Genomic DNA, 19,008 nt, shown 5'->3' with positions numbered 1-19,008 from the left:
GCGCCGGGAGCACGAGCATGTTACCGCTGTCGATATTCATTCTACACCTTTGCGGCGCCACCGGGTGGGTGTTCTCCGTGCCGCACGACGGCATCGAGCTCAGTGTTCACGTCCGCGCAACCGGTAGGCGTTTCATTCGCCTCAATGCCGGCTGCTGATGCTGGGCCAAGTGCGCACGCCGTCGCGGTTGTCGTGCCGTGTGGTCGTCGTCATGGCGTGGCCTCCGGCCAGCGGAGTGGCCTCAGGTGGTACCACGAGTAAGGTCAGGCGCCGTCGATCCGATCCCGCGATGGTGACGGTGTCGGTGGCCTGGGAACGGAAACCCTCCAACCGCACTACCCCGCCTGGCACCGTCAACCGGCGCGTATCCGACTTCCACATCGTCAGGTTGTAGGTCACCCGCTCGATCCGGCCGTGCCATATCTGGAGTGCGGCCAGCAGGTCCGGCAACTCGACGGCCAGGTCCCGGGATCGTGGCCACCACACACCATCGACCCGGCCGGTGGGCGCGCCGACACGCTTCATACGCAGCCGCAGCGGGCGGCCTGCCGGTTCGTTCGACATCGGCAGTGTGGAAGAGGTCATCAGGATGTAGGAGTTCGATGTCATGCCGGTGTTCCCGTCTCGATCGGGTCGCGATCGATCTTGACTATCGTCGAGGACGACGCAGGCATGGACACTCGCGTACGAGATGCTCCCGACACCGCTCACACTACGCCCGCGCGGCCTGACACGGGGCCGCATCACACCCTCGCGCACCGCGAGGCCGCCGCCGTCGGGCTCCTAGGTGTAGTGATCATGAGCGTTGTTGACGGTTGGGTCTTGATTATGGGGAAGGCCTCCGTGTGTGGTGTAGGTGTCGAGTCCACACCGCACGGAGGCCTTCGTGTTCCACCGTAATGCCCGGCTGACCGTTCATGGCAGACGACTTCTTGTCTGTCGTGTTGTGGCTGGTCGTCCGATCGCTCATGTCGCCGCCGAGATGGGTATCTCGCGGGCGACCGCGCACAAGTGGTTGCGTCGTTGGCGCACCGAAGGTGACCCAGGCCTGCATGACCGTTCCAGTCGTCCGCTGAGCACCCCGCACCGCACCGACCCCGAACGTGAGCTTCAGGTGTGCCGGCTCAGGCAGGCCCGGAAGCTGGGACCGGCCCGCATTGGCCCCATCCTCGGCCTGCCGCCCTCGACAGTGCACCGGATCCTGACCCGCCATCACCTCAACCGGCTGGCCTGGCTAGACCGGCCGACCGGCGAACCGATCCGCCGCTACGAACGATCCCGCCCCGGCGAACTCGTCCACGTCGACATCAAAAAGCTCGGCAATATCCCCGACGGCGGCGGCCACCGGGTCATGGACCGCCGCAGCGCCGCGGACAACAAGATCGCCACCACCGATCGACGCCAGAACAGTCGACCCGTGATCGGCTACAGCTTCGTCCACTCCGCAGTCGATGACCACTCCCGCCTGGCCTACAGCGAAATCCTGCCCAACGAGAAGAAAGAAACCGCCGTCGCGTTCTGGCACCGCGCCCACCAGTTCTTCACCACCCACGGCATCACCGTCGAACGCGTCCTGACCGACAACGGCGCCTGCTACACATCCCACCTCTGGCGCGACACCCTGCACAACACCGGCATCACCCACCAACGCACCCGCCCCTACCGACCCCAAACCAACGGCAAAGTCGAACGCTTCAACCGCACCCTCCTCGACGAATGGGCCTACGCACGCCCCTACACCACCAACACCGAACGCACCCACGCCCTGGCACACTTCCTCCACACCTACAACCACCACCGCACCCACACCGCACTCAACGGCCACCCACCCATCAGCCGAGTCAACAACGCTCCAAGCCAATACACCTAGGCGTAGCGTGCTAGTTGGCCCGCGAGTTGGTTGCGGGCGAGCGTGATGGGGAAATCCGGTCTCGGGGCCATTGTTCCGTAGCCGGTGAGTGCGTCGGTGACGAAGCGCGCGACGACCGTTGGGGCCGGAGCGACCTGTTCGCTGGCCAGATAGCCGACGACCGTGGTCGGCTCGCCTGGTTCGGTCTCGACCGCGAGTGCCCAGCCGTGCTGTTCGTCCCACAGCAGCATCAAGTCGTGCCGCGGCCGTTGATCCCACCGGCGGGTCAGGCCGAGGTAGGCCGACACCGTGTCGCTGATCTCGAACGAGGTCGCCTCGGCGGGCACCGCGAGCTCCCCGGCCACCGCACGGAGATAACCCTCAAGACCACGACGTAGCGACGCCGTCGTGGTGTCATCACTCATACGCCCAGCATAGGTGGACAACCACGGAACGTCGCGATGACGGGCCGTTCCATGGCCTCTCCCGCGCGCCAAGGAGGCCACAACGGCGCGCTCGCGAACAAATCGGCGCAGCCCGCCCCCGGCACGACCGGTGGGTTTAGCCTTGGTCTCGGGAGATGGCTGTGATGCTGTGTCTTGGCTTCGGGGCGCGCTCCCGCCGCCGACGAGGAGCGTTGCCTCGGCGATGAGGAAGGCGGTGGCGCAGGTGACCGCAGGCGACGACGTCGCCGAGTCGCTACGTTTGGTGTCGGCGGTGCTGGCTGCGTTGCGCGACAACGACGACGGGTTGCCGCCCATCGTGCGGGTGTGCCGAGCGTGTGTGGCGTTGCTGCCGGTGGACGGTGCGGCCATCTCGATCATCGCCAGCAGTGGGCATCGGCAGAGCCTCTACGCCAGTGACGCGGTGGCGGCGCATCTGGAGACCGTGCAGTTCAGCCTGGGGGAAGGACCGTGTTTCGAGGCGTTCGACACCGGCGAACCGGTACTCGTTCCCGACCTGGCGCAGGATGCCGCTGTCGCATGGCCGGTGTTCGCCGCACAGATGAACCCGGCCGACGTCGGCGCGATCTTCGCGATCCCGCTGAGGAGGGGCACCGCGCGGGTGGGCGCCATCGATATGTACCGACGGACCCCCGGATGGCTCCTGGACGCCGAACTGTCCACAGCGCTGAAGATCGCCGACATCGCCACCAGCGCGCTGCTGACCGCCTCAAACACCGGCGCGGACGGTGAGATCGACGAAATGTGGTTGACCACGCTGCCTGGCGACCGGGCCGTGGTGCATCAGGCCACCGGCATCGTGATCGCCGAGTTCGGGATTCCCGCCGAGCAGGCGCTGGCCCGGCTACGTGGCTACGCGTTCGTGACGGACCGGTTGCTGGACGAGGTCGCGGGGGATCTGGTGGCGAAACGACTGCATCCACGGGTGATCGACAGATGAGCGCGATATCGGACTGGTCGGTGTGGCTTGTGGCTGGTCCTGGCCGGGGCGATGCCATTATCGTGGGCGGAAGAAACGAAGCTGCTATGAGTGGGCAATCGGAATCCGGTGGTGCGGCCCGGGAACGAGAGCTGCTGTTGGCGTTCGTCGACATGGCCGACACGCTCGTCGACGACTACGACGTGGTCGAAGTGCTCCACCGACTCGCCGACTACTGCGTGTCGCTCCTCGGGGCATCCGCGGCAGTGTTGTCGCTGTCCGATCAACGCGGCGGCCTGCGCTTGATGGCCTCCTCCCCGGAGCGTGCCGGCCTGCTGGAAACCCAGACCGAGCAGGGCCCGTCCCTGGAGGCCTATCTCACCGGCGAACTCGTTCAGATCGACGATCTCACCACGGCGACCACACGTTGGCCGGAGTTCACGCCGGAAGCGCTCGCGGAAGGATTTCACACGGTGCAGGCCGTGCCGCTGCGACTCCGTGGCCAGATCATCGGTGCGCTGAACCTGTTCGGCCGTGACACCAAGCTGGGCCCACGCAATCTCAAGGTCGCGCGTGCACTGGCCGACACCGCCACCATCGGCATCCTGCAAGAGCGCGCGATCCGCCGCGGCGAAGTCCTCGCCGAGCAGCTTCAACGGGCACTGAACAGCCGGGTAATCATCGAACAGGCCAAAGGCGTGCTCTCCCACGCCGCGGGCCTTCCGATGGACCATGTCTTCCAGTACCTGCGCACCTACAGCCGCGACCGCAACCTGCACCTGCACGACGTCGCGAACGACATCGTGCGCGGACACCTGGAACCCGGTGCCATCGTCGACGCCCACAAGGCCCGCGATCGTCACCAACCGCGCTCCGCGCCCTGACCGTCCTCGACCCGGCATCGTGAGACAGGCGAAAAACGCCCCCACGCCGCGAAGCCGCCACATCCGATATCAGCACGCTGCGAACACGAATTCGCCCGTATTTTTTCAACGATCGATTCCACAATCGACGTCGTGATCGTCGCTCGTGCCCCGGTGGCAATTCCGATCCAGCAGGACACGCTGACGGGAGCCGCCGTGACCAACACACGTCCACCCCCGCACACTGGCGCCGAAGAACTGGTCGACGCCCTCTACGCCGCGGGTCTCCACCTACGCCGCGCTCACCGGATGAGTGACCAGCAACGCGTCCGTGCACACATCGACAACGCTGCCGCCCATATCGACGAGACCGTCAAATACATTCACTGCGAGTTCTACGCACGCATACGAAACAGCGGCCCGCCGTGACTCACAACGCTACGACAACTCACCGCATGAACCCCACCACGCGAGCCGGGCAGTCGTCGTCGGTGGCGTTGGCGAAAGCGGTGTAACCGCCCGTCCCGGACGCACGTCGTGATCGACCTGGCCACCCACGCCGTTGTCGCGACGCGATCGAAAGCGCACGCGCCGGAGATTCCAAAGTCGACCGAACTCGTCACCAGGCGCCACGTCATCCTACTCACCCAACCGGCGACCGAGCCCGAATTCGCCCGACGCTCGGTGCGGAAAGTCTTCGGTCAGCCCCACCATGCCTGTTCGATGAGGCCGTCGGTGACCACCAAACGAATCCGTTCGGGTTGGTGGCGCAGGTCCAGGCTGATCCTGGTGGTGCGGGACAGGATCTCAACGTGAAAACCAGCGGCGGCGCACGGGCCAAGGACATCACCAACGGCAAGTCCGATGAACCCGGCGGGCTTCCCAATTCCGTAGGACGAGATCACTGGACGGACCTCCTATCCAGCAACCACCGAAACGGTCTGCCAACAACCAACCTACTCCACATCGGCTCGTTTCCCCGACTGGCGAATTCTGTCACCCACTTGCCAGCCGTCAGCGCCGCCCAAGTCCGCAGATGTCGACGACCGGTGTCCGGCCTCAACGGGGTCGAACGACCCGGTTCGGTGCGTGCGGGAGCCAACCAGTTTCGTCGGAAGCCTTGCCGGTGAGGATTCGTCCAATGGTCCACGACGGCAAGAACAGGCATAATGGGCTGACCGCTCCCGAACCGGGCGTCGTCCCGCACGTCGGCGATGTGGGTCCGTCGAGGCCAACGACGTAATCCGGCCCCCGGCGTCAAACCAACAGGCCGCGCTGAAATGCCTCAATTCGGTGACCCGCACGCTCGACCCCACAAGAAAGGCCGAGCAAAGTGGACTCAACGATGGAAGGCACCTGTGAACGCGTTCGCGACCACCTTCGAAGGTCGCATCATCGCCAGCGCCAGGGTGTGTCAGTCGAACGGCTCTGGCTCTTTCGGTGGTGACGCTCGGTAGTTCATCCGAGGAGTATGCGGTGACGGAGGATGGCGAAGCCTGCGCGGCCGTCATCTCGCTTGATCAGCTTCGTTTTGGTGTTCACTCCTTCTCTCTGTCCATTGTGGAACGGCTGGGTGAGAGCAGCGCTCACGGCGGCGCAGTCGAGTTCGAGTCCACGGGTGAACGCGTGGAGGTGGGCAGGTCCTCGGCCCGGGCCTGCTCGATCCAGGGGGCGCTGAGACGGTCATCGTTGCCGGTGGTCGGGGTGAGCAGGACGGCGAAGTCACCGACGAGCGCGGCAAGCCCGGTCTTCTCGGGGCAGGCGCTCGTGGCGGCGTCGATTCGCTCCCTCTGATGGTCGCGCAGCTCGTCGGGGTGGGTGAGCAGGTAGCGGGCAAGCCGCTTGGGCGAGATCGCTGGCCGGTCGGATTCGACTCGTCCTTGAGTGATGTAGCGATACAGCAGGTTCCCCGAGTTTGGTCAGGATGACGGGACGGTCCGCCGCGAATCTCGATGGCGAGTTAGGCTCAGCGTATTCTCTCAGGGATCGTGTCCAGAGTGTGCAACACCCGTACCGCGAGCACACGGCATTCTTCGTCCGAATGGTTCGTATGCTCGTTCAAGACGTCCTGTACGAGCTTGACGCGTTTGTCGTAGAGGGAGACGAAAACGGTATGCGAGGTCATTGCTCTTCCTTGTCCCGTGGTGTGCCCGAGGAACAAGCACATCAGAAATTCAGGTCCGATGTGGACCACAGTGGCGTCAGAAAGGACGCTGTCGGTTGATATGACGTAACCGTGTGATCCGCGCGGTGCCCAGCATCTGGGTGAGACGCGTCGCGTCGACCGCGCCGATCAGGAACGCCGGGCCGTGACGTTCGTGCTCTGCCAGCGGAGCGGTGCCTCTGCAGGAGGCGGATGGGGACGCCGTCTCGCGCTCGGATCAGGTGGAGTGACGACGGCGAGACATTATGGACCCGAATTTTTTTGCCGGTGTTGCTGGTATCTATGGGATGTCATCTGTCCAGCTACCTCAAGTATACGCGCTCCCAACGGTGTCTTCGGCTCGCCGGAGCAAAGGAATCCGGCGCTCTTGCATCATGTCCAGTCTCCCCTCCCTCCCCGGCTCGCGCTGGGGAGGGAGGGGACGCCGAGCAGGTCGCAGGTGCTCGTTCGGCCAGCGGTGACAGATCCGGCCGCATCGCTCAGCTTCACGATGTGGTGGGGCGGTAGCCACGTAGCACGGCCAAGGAAGATATCCATGTCCGCACCGAAGGCATTCGGCGTGAGCCTTCTGTCGAGGGCGATCTGGGTGAGTTCGCTGTCCTGGACACAACGCAGCCAGCCCCGCAACGTGCGTCAGGGACGCCAAAAATGCGCACCATAGCATCCCGAAGGTCGGCGTCGATCAGCGGGAAATACGGCGGACGTATTGGTGTCCGGAATTCGTTCTCTTTACCTAAACTGCGCCGGGCCTCCTATGGTGAACTTGTCCACAAGTGCCTTCCGGTCAGTTCGCACCGAAGGTGGGTGGGAGCTGGGCGTTGGGGGCAGCCTGATCGAGGTCGGCCGAGCGGAGCCGGAAGACTTGCAGCGTCAGCCCGAAGTACTTGCTGGTTTCGCCGACCCAGTGCATGCCGTTGCGGCGGACGGTGGCGGCGGCTCGGGTGTTCCCCGGTAGGACGACAGCGAAGATTTCATCAACGTCGTGCCGGAAGGCCCACTCAGCTAGCACGTAGGTGGCTTCGCTGGCGTATCCGTGGCCCCAGGTGTCGGGGTAGAGCTGCCAACCGATCTCGAGATCCTCATTGCCCGGCGGGAGGGACAGCAGAGCCGCCCCGCCGATGACGTGACCGTCGCTGCGCCGCTGAATCGCCCAGCGCCCGGCTGGTAAAGCCGTCCGGGCGGTTTCGGCGATCCACTGCTGCAGCAACAGGCGCATGGCCGCCAGATCGGGCACTCGGTCCATGGCCGGGCTGAGCCAGCGTGTCACCGCCTCGTGCCCGTAGACGGCCAGTGCCGCGGGCGCGTCGTCGACCTGCCAGCCCCGCAGCATCAACCGCGCGGTGACCAATGGAGGACGCGACGGCGGCGTGGTCGAATCGCTTGCCGTCATGTCAAGGTCGTTTCCGATTGTGCTGGCCGACCCGATGCGAGGCCGCCGAAGGCTGCTCGAGGTGTTCATCGGACGCGGCCACCGTCGACTTCCCAGCGCTGTGTCGCTGCCTCCATAAGCTCCGTCCCCGTGTTCTTGAGCGTGGCGACCGGTGTGACACGGCTTAGCGCAAGAAGCGTGTCGGTACTGTCAACGTTGTCTCGCTGCGATGCTGTCATCAGGGTGTCATGCGCAGACGCTGGCGTGGTTTCAGGCGCGACCACGAGCAGGGTCAGGCGTTGCCGGCCCTGCCCGGTCACTGTCACGGTGTCAGGGTGTTGCGAACGGAACCCCTCCAACCGGACCGTGCGGCCCTCGATCGTCAGACGGCGCGCGGCTGGCTCCCACATGGTCAAGTTGTAGGTGACCCGCTCGATCCGGCCCGGCCGAATTGCCAGCACCGCAAGCAGCGCCGGCAATTCGGCGGCCAGATCCCGGGATCGGGGCCACCACGCACCGTCGACATACCCCGTGGTGGGCGCCTTCGGCTTCAAGCGCAAGCGCAGTGTGTGCCGAGGCGGCTCGATGACCGTCGAGGTCGATGGGGTGGCGATCAGTGTGTGCGGGCTCGACGTCATGTCGATGCTCCCGTCCCTGGCCGCAAATACGGCCGACCTGGGCTTTCGTCGAGGACGACGCGGGCTTGGCCACTCGCGTACGAGATGCTCTCGACACCATCAACACTACACCCCATGCGACCACTCGGGCGGGACGATCACAATCGCCAGCTCAACGGTCGGCTTGCCCAGGCTCGGCACCCACTTCCCAATTGGTGAGGTTCGGTGTGACACCGGACGTACAGCCAAACGGGCGCCGCCGACCGCGCCCGGTGTCCCTGGGGCTGCTGAACGGTTCTATGACGGTGGGGTTTAGGCCGCGGTGGTGGCGATCTGGCTCATGATGGTTTCGTATTCGATGGGGGTCAATCGGCCGAGTCGGATCTGGCGGCGTCGGCGGTGGTAAGTGCGTTCGATCCAGGTCACGATCGCGATCCGGAGTTCGTCGCGGGTGGCCCATCGAGCCGCGTATGTGGTGGCGCCACAACGCTTGTTGCAGTTTCCGGCTCCGGAATTGCCCTGCACGATCGCTGTGGAGCCTGCACCCGGGCGACGCTCCCGCCTCGTCAAGCGGCCGGGCCGCCGGATTCGAGCGCGTCCGCTGCCTGCTGGAAGCTCATGCGGTCGGCGATGGAGTAGCCCACGATCCGGTTCGACCACACGTCCTTGACCGCGCAGAGGTAGACCTTGCCCTCGCTCGTCGGGTGTTCGGAGATATCGGGTCAACCACAGGCGATGCGGTGCTTCTGCCGTGAACTCGCGGCGCACCAGGTCCTTGTGCGCCGGCATGGCTCACGCTTTCCTCGCCGCGTGCGAGGCGCTCGTCACCCCGGAACGCGTCGCCGACGAGATGAAGGCCGTGTCCGAGGACCTCTTCGGCTACCTCGACACTTTCTCCGACTCTATGGTCGCGGAGTTCCTCGCTGAACGCGACCGGTGGATCGCCAGCGCCGCCTCGGCCCGCGCGGAAACCGTCCGACAGATCATCGCCGGTGACGAGATCGACACGCGCTAGGCATCCTCCGTGCTGGGCTACGACCTCGATCGCTGTCACCTCGCGGTCATCGCCTGGGCCGACTCGGAAAACGAGGTAGCACAGCTGGAACGCCTCGCCGACGCAGATCTCCGCGCGTGCGGAGCGACCATCTACTCGGCCACGACGTGAGCCACCGCCGATTCGAACTGCACGCGGCACTGCTCCTCGCCCAGTCCCTGGGCGAAGCCCTCCTGCCCGAGCAACACGACGACAGCTAAAAGGCGCGTCGCATCAGCCGTCGGCGCTATGACCGGAAACGCGGCAGACGGGCCAGTACCATCGAGGCTCGCCCCGCTCACGGCTCGCCGCGATTCCTGCCAAGCCCGAGAGCGGGTCAGCACGTCGTCGGCGTCCTGGCCATCCGTAAAGATCAATGGCCTCGTTGATTGCAACTTCCAGGTCGCCGTGCCGGTCGTGCTGCTCAGCCCAACCGCCCACGGCGTGCCGGGCTGTCCGGCTCCAGCCGGATGGAATCCCAGGCCACCTTGTGGCTAGCCGTGGTTACGGCCGCGGGCGACGGTTGCCTTGGCTGGCCCCAGCCGAACCCAACAGCAAAGCCGGTGCAATGGCGAGCCAGCCCGTTTCGACATGGGTTGCTGCTACTGACCGTCACCGGCCACTGGAGCTCCGTCGGTAACCATCACGCCGAATCTTCGCGTGTGCCGGTTTCACGGCAACAGGCAATCCGCTAACCAGCAGGTTCAGGTTCGTATACTGGCTTGCCGGGGGCCCCCAACAAGCCAGCATACGAACCTGAACCTGCTGGTCAGCGGGTTACCGGTGTCGATGAAGCCCGCTCACGCCAAGGCTCGGCGGGACGGATATCGGCGGGTTCAGTGATCTTGGCGAAAGGTAGCGCCCACTTTTCGTGTCAGTTGGGCACCGTCCGTGTCTTCTCCGGCGAACGCGCGCTCATGTCGAGGACGGTGTGTTGTGCGGGTGACGACCACCGGCCAGCTCTTCATCATGCAAACGCCCACGTCGCCACCAGCGGGAGCTCGCCGCACCAGAATGCGTCGCGTGTCTCCGGTCGTGGGTGCATGTCCGGGTTGCCGGGCTCGGCGAGGGGCGATCAGCTGGGCTGCCCGTGATCGACTCGCGTTCAATCTGGAACGGCGCCGTCGTCGGCAGCGCCGGAAACCTCGAAGGAGAGGTGCTGTTCGAGGGCGTCGACGACGTATTCGACGAGCGCGAGATGGGTCTGAAGTTCCCCGAGGATGCGGAGTTTGTTCGATCCGGACCGCTACCGCGTGGTCCTGTTCGACCAGCGCAATTCCGGACGTAGTAGCCCTTCGTCGGCCGATCCGGTCGACTTGTCGGCCAACCCGACCCAGCACCTCATGGACGACATGTAATCTTTGCGGGTTCACTTGGGTTCGAGCGGTGGCTGGTGCGGGGGTGCCTCGTGGGGTGTCACACTCGCGCTGGCCTAGCGCGGGCTGTCGGCCAGCACCGCCTTCGCCAGCGGCAGGGGAGTACTGGCCTCGGCGTCCAGCAGGAAGAACTCTTCCTTGACGCCGAAGGTCACGGCTCCATCGGCGGAAGCGGGCGAGTGGCCGGGCCTTGGATCACGGAGCCGTCTGGAGCGAATCGGGAACCGTGACATGGGCAGTCCCAGGTTTTCTCGGCGTTGTTGAAGGCGACGAGGCAGCCGAGGTGCGTGCAGCGTGCGTTCACCGTGTGCCGCCTGCCGTCCTCCGCCACGTAGGTGGCGGCGAACCGGACGCCCGCGCGCGTCACGGCACCCTCACCAGGACGAAGTGAGTCCGCCCTGGTTTCCCCGCCCAAGGCACGGACGTGGTCGCCGACGAAGTACTTGGCGACCGTCAGGTTGTCGCGCGCCAGCGCGGGCGTCGAGCGCGGATCGAACCTGTTCGGGTCGTAGAGTCCTGCCTCGGGCGGGTCGTCGCCCCGGATCAGTCGGTCCAGCAGCAGACCCGCCGCCGTTCCTCCGGTCATTCCCCACTGGCCGAAGCCGGTGGCCACCCACAACCGCTTACTCCCGGGATGATACCGCCCCACATACGGGACACCGTCCACAGTGGATAGATCGTGTGCTGACCACCGATGAGTCAACGACGTCACCCCGAAGCCCGCCGCGGCTTCGGCGAGCGCCGCGTAGCGCGCCTCGACATCGACCCGCGCACCGGTCCGGTAATGCTCACCCCCGACAAGCACGAGCCCGTCGTAGGAGCGAACCGACCTGTGCGTAACGGCGTCGAGATACATTCCGGGCGGAATCCGGCCTTCGCCGGCTACGACCAGGTCCCGCACGACGTTCAACCGCGCGAAGTACAAGCCTCTGTCGAGTATCGGGTAGTGGGTGGCGATCACGACATCGCGCGCCCGGACGCTCCCGTGTGCGGTGTGCACGACAGGAACGGTGCCCTCGTCGACCTTGCTCACCGGGCTACCTTCGAGAATGACGCCTCCGCGGTGTTCGACGGCATCTGCGAGGCCCAGCAGCCAGCGGCGGGGGTGGAACTGCGCCTGCCCGGTGAACCGGACAGCACCGGCGGCGTCGACCGGCAGCTCGATATCCGGCACGCGCTCCGCGGGCAGGCCCGCTTCGGCCGCCGCTTCCGCCTCCGATTCGAGCTGCCCGACCATCTGCCGCTCCGACGTGTGAACCAGGCTGTCGCGACGTTCGAAAGCACATTCGATCCCCAGTTCCGCCGACGTGGTGGCTATCCACTCCAGCGCGTCGAGCTGCGTACGCCCGTACCGGCGAGCCGCCTCGGTGCCCTTGTGGGCGGCGAGCTGTGCGTACTTGAGCGCGTGCTGGGCACTGATCTTCGCCGTCGTGTGCCCCGATACCCCACCGGCGACCCGGCCCGCCTCCAGTACCACGACGGAACGGCCTTCCGCTGCGAGCCGGTACGCGGTCGTCAGCCCCGCGATCCCGGCGCCCACGACGACGACGTCGGCCTCCGAGGGAAGCGGCCGGTTCGCGCGGCCGGGTGCTGGTGCCGTGTCCAGCCACAACGACAGGGGATCGGGCAATCGCATGAAGCCGGTATGCCCCCGACACTCAGCGGTCAAACGACTTCCGGCCACCAACCGTGACCGTCACTCCGCGCCACCTCGGCGACTCGTGGTCGTCCCCCGCGTGCCCAGCACGGCGCCGAGGCCGATCATGAGTACCGCCAAGCCGAGATGCAGCCAATTGTCGGCCGTGTTCAGCGGAACGAAGTTGGCGGCGGAGTCCTGACCGATCAGCAGGCCGTAGAGCCACAGGACCGCGTAAACCACACCACCGCCGATGAGGTAGCCACGCGCTCCGCCCGCGGTACGTGCCAGGACGAAACCGGCGACACCGAAGAGCAGGTGCACGATGTTGTGCAACACGGACACGGCGAAAACGCCCAGCAACAGAGCACCGGAATGATGACCGGCGAAGGTCAGGCTGTCGTAATTGGTCGTGACACCGGGAACAAAACCGAGAATGCCCACCACGAGGAACAACGCCGCGACGACCATCGCGGCGACCTGGCCGGAGCTTCGGGTGACCGGTGCGCGGGTCTGCGCCATGTGGAATCCTTCCGTCGTCACTGACACGTGACATCCGACTACCCGGCCCGTGGCCGCCCACACTTGCCTCTCACCTGGATGGACGTGCTCGCCGATCGCCCGCGCCAGGGGCGGCTCTCGCGCGCCGCGCCTTCGTGACAGCCGCTTCTCCGTTCACGAGGGCCGCCGAGTCCATTGTGGATGGATCTAGGCTTTCGAAAGCTCGATAAGCTTTGCGTTGCGTCCTGTCTCCCGTGGCACTACCTTCATGAGAACGACCTCATGTGCGTTCAGGCCTGTTCAACGTCGCGCAAGCCACGTTGTGGGCTTTTCCGCCTGAACTGGAGTGGTCATGACGACAGCAAACATACTGCCGCGCCAAGACATCGTGAATGGCTTGTTGACGATCGAGCGTTTCCCTCAGTACGAGGGGGTCTGGGTGGTATCCGCGGCGGGTGACCTCGACACCCGCACCACACCGATCTTCATGCGTGCGGTGAGAGAAATCGATGCAGTACACCCCAGCATCCTCGTGCTGGACCTGTCATCCGTCCACTACCTCGCCATTGGAGGAGTACGGGCATTGTGTGCGATCGCTGAGCAGTCCCGGGCTCATCGCCGCCGGTTGAAAGTGGTCGCGCGCACCCATGCTGTTCGCCACGCCATCAAGGTATGCGGGGTGGTCGACCAGGTACCTTTGTGCGGCAGCAGGTCTGACGCGCTTGTCGGAACGTTCGACCGGCGCCACGCCACGTCGCCCTGAGATCGCGCGCCGATACGGGCGAGGACTCACCTCTCCACGCTCTGGTTATCCCTCCTGGCGTAATCGTCGCTGATCGCGTGCCCGGCCTGTTCCAGCGCCAGCAACAATGTCGTTTCGACGCCGCGAACACCGATGATCCCGTCCCCGGAGTCTCGCTGACTGCGCTCGCCGAGGGCCACTCGCTCGTCGCGAATCCAGCCCAGTAGCGCAGCCAGTCGCCTGTCGAGCGAGCCGCTGTCGAGTACGGGCAGGCGCTCGTAACCGTCGATTGCCGCGGCCAAGTCATCCAGGGCCCCGGCGAACCGCTCCTTGAAGGGCGATTCCAGCGGCGCGTCCGTGTCTTGCATCCGTTGCAGCCACGCCAGCGCCTCGGCCATTCGTTGTACCTGATCCACGATCACCTGCAGCGCGCCGATAGCCGCGAGGTAACGCGCGGGAGACGTCGACCGGACATGGCGGCGGGGCAGATGCCAACGCGGGTTGAACCGCGCGCCCTCTCGCGCGCGTCTGGCCGCGTCGTCGGCTTTGCGCACCGAGAACTGCATTGCCCGCGCGCGTCGTAGCCAGGATCGCGGATCGTACCTCGACAGATCGGCCCGGATACTCTCGGCGAAACCCCGAACCAGCGAACCGACCTCACGGCTGAGCTCCCTGGCCGCGTACTGGGTGTCGCGCAAGTGCACCGGCGGAAGCACGAAGATGTTCACCGCGGCCCCGATGCCCGCACCGATAGCCGACTCACCCACTCTGAGCAGCAGGAAGCCTTGTTGATCGGCGGTTCCGTACCCGAGCATGAGCAACGCTGTGATACCGATCCAGACACCGCTGCCTCCGAACTGGTGCCACTGCCCTATCAACATGCCGAGGAAGACCGCTAGTCCCATCGCCAGAACAGGTTCGCCGGTCACCTTGATGCTGACGAAAGCCAGCAACACACCCAGGACCAGCGCACTGAGCTGCTGCGCCACTCCGAGTAACGAGCGCAAGACGGTTTCGCTCATAAGGAACACCGCGGCATAGGGGGCGATGAACGACTGAGAAGGGCCGATCTCCCTCGCGATGAGCCACGACACCACCGCGGCTCCCGCCATTTTCGCCGCCTGGATGACGCCTTCGCGCTCTCGACCGGAATCGGTGATGGCCGCCCGCAACCAGCCGACCGGCTGGTAGGAGAGTTCGGCCAACCTGCGTATGAACCCCACTTTCACCGGCTACCCCGAGCCACCAACACCTGCACATCGGGATGAGCGTCGCGCGCAACGGTGGCACAGCGAAGACCCCTCACTGTCCACATGAGACAATTCGTGGCTATCCCTATCGCGGCCGAGCATGTTCACCAGGCCGCCGGTACCGACGGGGTTGGACGCCGAAGTATCGGGTACGCGAAGAGTGTCACTTCCGACAAAGGAGCGAGATGACCAAGGCACGCAACATCATGACCAGTAATCCCCAGTGCGTGCGCACCAGCGACGCGGTGCTGGACGCGGCCCGAAAAATGGCCGACGCTTCCGTGGGCGCACTGCCCATCTGCGCTCAGGACGATCAGCTCAAGGGCATGCTCACCGACCGCGACATCGTCGTTCAGGTACTTGCCGCCGGGAAGGACCCACGCGCGGTTCAGGCCGGGGACCTCGCACAGGGCGAAGCCGTGACCATCGGCGCCGACGACGAGGCGGAAGAGATTTTGCGCACGATGAGCGAGCACAAGGTCCGCAGGCTGCCGGTCATCGACGGCCACGATCTTGTCGGGATCGTCGCCCAGGCCGATGTCGCCCGCGCTCTTCGTGAACCGAAGGTCGGTGACCTGCTAGAAGCTCTGTCGACCGATTGAGGCGACACCCGAAGGAGAAGGAGACATCGTGTTCCGGCACACCAAACTGCTGCAGTTCGAGGCCAAACCGCAACGGCCGGACGCGGCATACGCGCGCAAACTGCAGGAGCTGATCGGCGGCGCCTACGGTGAGATGACGGTGACGATGCAGTATCTGTTCCAGGGCTGGAACTGCCGCATCGAAGGAAAGTACAAGGATCTCATCATGGACACGGCGACCGAGGAGATCGGGCACGTCGAGATGCTGGCGACGATGGTGGCCCGGTTGCTTGACGGCGCACCGGCCACCGAAACGGCCGAAGCGGCGGACAAGGATCCGGTGATGGCAGCGGTTCTGGGTGGCATGGATCCGCAGCAGGCGATCGTCGCGGGCGGCGGCGCATTGCCGAACAACAGCCAGGGTGTGCCTTGGAACGGCGGTTACATCGTGGCGAGCGGAAACCTACTGGCTGATTTTCGCGCCAATGCCGCCGCTGAAGCGCAGGGGCGGCTCCAGACCGCGCGACTGTACAACATGACCGACGATCCGGGCGTGAAGGAAATGCTCCAGTTCAATCTCGCCCGCGACACCGTTCACCAGAAGCAGTGGCTCGCGGCGATCGAGGAGCTGGAAGCCGATGGCATCGAAGGCCCGATCGCGCCGTCGGCCCTTTTCGACGTCGAGAACAGCGATCACAACAACACCGTCTGGCACCTCTCGGACGGCCCTGACGGCGCCAAAGGCGGGTGGAGTGCCGACGGAGACATCGAGTACCTGGAAGCTCCGAAACCACTCGGCGGACCGGCGACCGCACCGAAACCGGACCCGAACCTGTTCGGGACCTACGCTCCGGCGCAGGACGCTTCAGGGACCCTTAAGGGGAAGGCAAAGCAGGCGAAGAACAAGCTCAAGGACAACGGTCGTTGAGGAGGGCACATCGGCAACCCCCGGTCGTGAGTCCCGGATAGAGGCCGGTTCATGCGAATAGGAACGGGTGGAGCGGGTAGCCACCAAGCAGTTCGGACGGAGGCGTGTGCATGACAGCTGTTGCCGTTGGCGCGGAGGAACGCGGTGCTGTCCTGCCGGAAGCCCGCGGGCCGGTGTCAGCAGCGGTGCTGGGCGCTCTGCGGGACAGCGCCGCGGAGCCGGCGTTCCCGTTGGCGGAAGCGAGGCGAAGCGACCCCTACGGGGACGATCTCCAGCTCGCGTTGCACTGCTGCTACGAATTGCACTATCGCGGTTTCGCCGGTGCGCGCGGCGACTGGGAATGGGATCCTGGGCTCCTGCGGTTGCGCGGCGTGCTGGAGGCAGTCTTTCTCGGGGCGCTGCGCTCGGATGTCGACGGCGGAACCGACGCCGACCGCGCCGTGGCGAGCCTGCTTGTCGAACCGATCGACGCTCACGGGGTCAGCCATTACCTTCGCGACCACGGCCAGTGGTGGCACATGCGGGAGTACCTCGCGCTTCGCTCGATCTACCACCACAAGGAGGCGGATCCGCACGCGTGGGTCATCCCCAGGCTGCGAGGGAAGGCCAAAGCGGCGCTGGTATCGGTCGAATTCGACGAGTTCGGCGGCGGCAGGGCCGAACGGATGCACTCCCGGTTGTATACCGACCTGCTCGCCGTGACCGGCCTGCAAACCGGATACCTGCACTATCTTGACCAAGCCCCGGCCGAGATGCTGGCCGTGGTCAACCTGATGTCCTTGTGCGGGCTTCACCGGAGCCTCCGTGGCGCGCTGGTCGGACACTTCGCCGCCGCCGAGATCACCACCGCGCCGACCGCCCAACGTCTCGACATCGGGTTGCGACGACTCGGTCTCTCCGAACAGGACCGCGTTTTCTACACCGAACACATCGAGGCCGACGCGGTACACGAACAAATCATGCGTCACGACGTGATCGGCGACCTGCTGGCGACGGAACCGGAACTGGCCGCCGATGTGGTCTTCGGTATCCAGGCCACCGAGCACCTCGAAGCACGATTCGCCGACCGGGTGCTGCGTTCATGGACCAACGAGCGCACCGCGTTCCGCTCCGCGCCTATTACATCCTAAGAGGACTCCGGGTTGGTGCGGATTCGTCGGCGATGGCTGGTGTCACACAACGGATACCGCTTGCTCCGGCGGCACAGACACACTGCCACCACGAAGCGGTCCGCGCTGACGACGCTGCCGTCCGGCATCTCCAGGTCCACGGGCCCTTCGACGAGCAACGGACCGCCGGCGACCATCCTCATTCGCTTCGGCTCACCACGGCCGTTCGACTCGGTCGGCACGGATCACCACCAACTCCTCGAAGTTCTCCCCCGGCGAGATAAGCCCTCGCTCGGCCAGATAACCCGCCCGCTCGCGTAATACCGGCCCGAATGGCTCCATCGCCCTCGCGACCACGGCGGCCTTCAATCCCGAGCGGCGCAGAGCGCTCAGTGTCCGAGCGGTACCACACAATGCCGAATGCACCATCAGTAAGGAGCCGCCACGAGTAAGCAACGATGCCGCATTGGCACACAAGGGATCCAGGAATTTCCTGCCGTCGATGCCCGCGTTCCAGGCGCGTTGCGCGGTCGTCTCGACGTCCATGTCCGCCGCGCACGGCACATACGGAGGATTGGCCAGCACCACATCGAAAGGGCCCTGCTCCCGCTGTTCCAGCAAGTCACCGCGCAGGGTCCGCACGGGCAGCCCCCGGATCCCGGCGTTGACGGCCGCACACAACACGGCTCGCCTGCTGCGGTCCACAGCCGTCACGTCGCCAGCCCCCGCAGCCGCCGCTTCCACGGCGAGAGCGCCGCACCCGGCGCCCAGATCCAGCACTTTGGCGCCAGGGCGAATACCGGCTTCCCGCAAGGCCTTGGCCAGCAACCACGTGTCGGCTTGCGGGCGGTACACACCGGGCAATCTCAGCAGCCACACGCACAGGCCATACCCAGCGCAACGCGCACCGAAACTGCCCATGCCCACCGGAAACAGGATCTTGGGACGCCACGAGACGGCCCGTGCCACGACAATCGAGGTGGCGTCACGACCGCCCGTGTTGCCGGGCCAGATCGACCAGACGCTCGGCACCGTGCGTCCACCCTCGCCGTGTCCGACGAGTACGGTGCGCGCACCGGGTTTCCGCGATCGGCGTCAACGAGCTCGGAGCCCCCGTTGCGGATCGACGGTCGCCGCTCCCGAGAGACAATTTGCGGCGTTCGTGTTCCCTGCGTCGGCAGGTACCACCACAGCGGACGGTCACGGCCGTGGCGCCGAGGATGTCGCGTCAGCGAAACGTCACCGAGCACGCCGTCCGCGTCGTCGAGTGCTCGGTGCAACGCGGGCCAGATGCCATCGGCAACGTTCTTCTTCAGCATCGTTCCTCCCGAGGCGGTCTTTTCGACGCATACCTGGCAAGTTGCGTTCATAGCGCCAAGACGGAAGCCATGTGAGGCAGGACAGCTGAGGCTCCTGCTCGATGTCGCAAGGTTATGCAATGTGGCCACAGCCGGACCACGCGGCGCGCGACGAGGGCCCGCGCCCGGGTACGAGATGCGGCTATCACGGAGCGTGCAGGGTGATCGACAGTGCGGAGCACACCCCGATGACGCGCGCGACGCTTGCTCGCGGTGCCTGGCAACGATATTCACACGGAGGACAAGATG

The 19,008-nt window shown here is 65.5% G+C and carries 21 protein-coding genes and 3 pseudogenes; 12 read left to right on the top strand and 12 right to left on the bottom strand.

All coding sequences use genetic code 11. The features are described from left to right. Nucleotides 1-141 precede the first annotated feature (141 nt). On the bottom strand, nucleotides 142-609 hold the full coding sequence (locus BAY61_RS18445; RefSeq protein ID WP_091808868.1) for a DUF5994 family protein: 468 nt from the start codon (nucleotides 607-609) through the stop codon (nucleotides 142-144). A 277-nt stretch (nucleotides 610-886) separates the two neighbouring features. On the opposite strand from BAY61_RS18445, the gene BAY61_RS18440 reads away from it, so the two are divergent. Then, nucleotides 887-1,870, top strand: coding sequence for an IS481 family transposase (locus BAY61_RS18440; protein ID WP_091809031.1), 984 nt, complete (start codon nucleotides 887-889; stop codon nucleotides 1,868-1,870). On the opposite strand, the gene BAY61_RS18435 is transcribed toward BAY61_RS18440, so the two are convergent. After that, nucleotides 1,867-2,274, bottom strand: a complete 408-nt coding sequence (locus tag BAY61_RS18435) for a DUF6292 family protein (RefSeq protein WP_091808866.1) — start codon at nucleotides 2,272-2,274, stop codon at nucleotides 1,867-1,869. The genes BAY61_RS18440 and BAY61_RS18435 overlap by 4 nt on opposite strands. Nucleotides 2,275-2,497: 223 nt before the next feature. Here BAY61_RS18435 and BAY61_RS18430 point away from each other — a divergent pair, with 223 nt between their 5' ends. The 4 genes and pseudogenes from BAY61_RS18430 to BAY61_RS34025 all read left to right on the top strand — a co-directional run. Beyond that, nucleotides 2,498-3,253, top strand: coding sequence for a GAF and ANTAR domain-containing protein (locus tag BAY61_RS18430; protein ID WP_091808865.1), 756 nt, complete (start codon nucleotides 2,498-2,500; stop codon nucleotides 3,251-3,253). Nucleotides 3,254-3,390: 137 nt separating this feature from the next. After that, nucleotides 3,391-4,116 (top strand): GAF and ANTAR domain-containing protein, encoded by a 726-nt coding sequence (locus tag BAY61_RS18425; protein ID WP_245865209.1) that lies wholly within the window; start codon nucleotides 3,391-3,393, stop codon nucleotides 4,114-4,116. Between the two features lie 132 nt (nucleotides 4,117-4,248). Next, a complete protein-coding gene (locus tag BAY61_RS18420; protein WP_091808861.1) occupies nucleotides 4,249-4,524 on the top strand; it encodes a hypothetical protein in 276 nt (91 codons plus the stop codon). An 834-nt stretch (nucleotides 4,525-5,358) separates the two neighbouring features. Beyond that, a pseudogene (locus tag BAY61_RS34025) lies at nucleotides 5,359-5,552 on the top strand (hypothetical protein); the annotation flags it as partial. A gap of 1 nt (nucleotide 5,553) precedes the next feature. Here the strand turns inward: BAY61_RS34025 and BAY61_RS33605 are convergent. The 5 genes and pseudogenes from BAY61_RS33605 to BAY61_RS33600 all read right to left on the bottom strand — a co-directional run. After that, nucleotides 5,554-6,002, bottom strand: a pseudogene (locus BAY61_RS33605) (transposase); the annotation flags it as partial. A 59-nt stretch (nucleotides 6,003-6,061) separates the two neighbouring features. Further along, entirely contained in the window at nucleotides 6,062-6,220 is a 159-nt protein-coding gene (locus BAY61_RS33375) for a DUF6307 family protein (protein WP_091808857.1), read from the bottom strand. An 823-nt stretch (nucleotides 6,221-7,043) separates the two neighbouring features. Then, a complete protein-coding gene (locus tag BAY61_RS18400; RefSeq protein ID WP_091809030.1) occupies nucleotides 7,044-7,649 on the bottom strand; it encodes a GNAT family N-acetyltransferase in 606 nt (201 codons plus the stop codon). 65 nt (nucleotides 7,650-7,714) lie between these two features. Further along, complete coding sequence (locus BAY61_RS18395) at nucleotides 7,715-8,266, bottom strand: DUF5994 family protein (RefSeq protein ID WP_091808855.1); 552 nt, start codon at nucleotides 8,264-8,266, stop codon at nucleotides 7,715-7,717. 291 nt (nucleotides 8,267-8,557) lie between these two features. Further along, a pseudogene (locus BAY61_RS33600) lies at nucleotides 8,558-9,031 on the bottom strand (DDE-type integrase/transposase/recombinase); the annotation flags it as partial. A 1-nt stretch (nucleotide 9,032) separates the two neighbouring features. Between BAY61_RS33600 and BAY61_RS18385 the strand changes: the two are divergent. The 3 genes from BAY61_RS18385 to BAY61_RS33820 all read left to right on the top strand — a co-directional run bounded on the left by BAY61_RS18385 (nucleotide 9,033) and on the right by BAY61_RS33820 (nucleotide 10,636). After that, entirely contained in the window at nucleotides 9,033-9,260 is a 228-nt protein-coding gene (locus BAY61_RS18385) for a hypothetical protein (protein WP_094168497.1), read from the top strand. A 9-nt stretch (nucleotides 9,261-9,269) separates the two neighbouring features. Beyond that, nucleotides 9,270-9,410 carry a hypothetical protein gene (locus tag BAY61_RS32980; RefSeq protein WP_170140275.1) on the top strand — a complete coding sequence of 47 codons (141 nt, stop codon included), beginning with the start codon at nucleotides 9,270-9,272 and terminating at the stop codon, nucleotides 9,408-9,410. 1,097 nt (nucleotides 9,411-10,507) lie between these two features. Beyond that, the gene (locus tag BAY61_RS33820; protein ID WP_256328138.1) at nucleotides 10,508-10,636 is read left to right on the top strand and encodes a hypothetical protein; all 129 of its coding nucleotides are present in this window, start codon (nucleotides 10,508-10,510) and stop codon (nucleotides 10,634-10,636) included. 169 nt (nucleotides 10,637-10,805) lie between these two features. On the opposite strand, the gene BAY61_RS18375 is transcribed toward BAY61_RS33820, so the two are convergent. Continuing rightward, complete coding sequence (locus tag BAY61_RS18375; RefSeq protein WP_091808849.1) at nucleotides 10,806-12,290, bottom strand: FAD-dependent oxidoreductase; 1,485 nt, start codon at nucleotides 12,288-12,290, stop codon at nucleotides 10,806-10,808. A 60-nt stretch (nucleotides 12,291-12,350) separates the two neighbouring features. After that, nucleotides 12,351-12,761: a DUF4383 domain-containing protein gene (locus BAY61_RS18370; protein WP_245866231.1), complete on the bottom strand. Its 411-nt coding sequence runs from the start codon at nucleotides 12,759-12,761 to the stop codon at nucleotides 12,351-12,353. A 382-nt stretch (nucleotides 12,762-13,143) separates the two neighbouring features. On the opposite strand from BAY61_RS18370, the gene BAY61_RS18365 reads away from it, so the two are divergent. After that, nucleotides 13,144-13,554, top strand: a complete 411-nt coding sequence (locus BAY61_RS18365) for an STAS domain-containing protein (RefSeq protein ID WP_091808845.1) — start codon at nucleotides 13,144-13,146, stop codon at nucleotides 13,552-13,554. A 26-nt stretch (nucleotides 13,555-13,580) separates the two neighbouring features. On the opposite strand, the gene BAY61_RS18360 is transcribed toward BAY61_RS18365, so the two are convergent. Then, nucleotides 13,581-14,756, bottom strand: a complete 1,176-nt coding sequence (locus BAY61_RS18360; RefSeq protein ID WP_091808843.1) for an FUSC family protein — start codon at nucleotides 14,754-14,756, stop codon at nucleotides 13,581-13,583. 212 nt (nucleotides 14,757-14,968) lie between these two features. Between BAY61_RS18360 and BAY61_RS18355 the strand changes: the two genes are divergently transcribed. The 3 genes from BAY61_RS18355 (at nucleotide 14,969) to BAY61_RS18345 (ending at nucleotide 17,422) form a co-directional block, all read left to right on the top strand. After that, on the top strand, nucleotides 14,969-15,385 hold the full coding sequence (locus BAY61_RS18355) for a CBS domain-containing protein (protein WP_091808842.1): 417 nt from the start codon (nucleotides 14,969-14,971) through the stop codon (nucleotides 15,383-15,385). Between the two features lie 28 nt (nucleotides 15,386-15,413). Further along, nucleotides 15,414-16,292, top strand: coding sequence for a manganese catalase (locus BAY61_RS18350; protein ID WP_091808840.1), 879 nt, complete (start codon nucleotides 15,414-15,416; stop codon nucleotides 16,290-16,292). A 110-nt stretch (nucleotides 16,293-16,402) separates the two neighbouring features. Next, entirely contained in the window at nucleotides 16,403-17,422 is a 1,020-nt protein-coding gene (locus tag BAY61_RS18345; protein WP_091808838.1) for an iron-containing redox enzyme family protein, read from the top strand. Here BAY61_RS18345 and BAY61_RS18340 read toward each other — a convergent pair. Together BAY61_RS18340 and BAY61_RS18335 are read right to left on the bottom strand one after the other, a co-directional pair. Then, nucleotides 17,419-17,604, bottom strand: coding sequence for a CDGSH iron-sulfur domain-containing protein (locus BAY61_RS18340; protein ID WP_091809028.1), 186 nt, complete (start codon nucleotides 17,602-17,604; stop codon nucleotides 17,419-17,421). The genes BAY61_RS18345 and BAY61_RS18340 overlap by 4 nt on opposite strands. Before the next feature lie 10 nt (nucleotides 17,605-17,614). Next, nucleotides 17,615-18,433 carry a HemK2/MTQ2 family protein methyltransferase gene (locus tag BAY61_RS18335; RefSeq protein WP_338061490.1) on the bottom strand — a complete coding sequence of 273 codons (819 nt, stop codon included), beginning with the start codon at nucleotides 18,431-18,433 and terminating at the stop codon, nucleotides 17,615-17,617. Between the last annotated feature and the right edge of the window lie 575 nt (nucleotides 18,434-19,008).

The sequence above is a fragment of the Prauserella marina genome, assembly GCF_002240355.1.
Taxonomy (GTDB): Bacteria; Actinomycetota; Actinomycetes; order Mycobacteriales; family Pseudonocardiaceae; genus Prauserella_A; species Prauserella_A marina.
The sequence above is the reverse complement of the archived record's forward strand: the minus strand, read 5'-3'. Positions and strand labels throughout refer to the sequence as shown.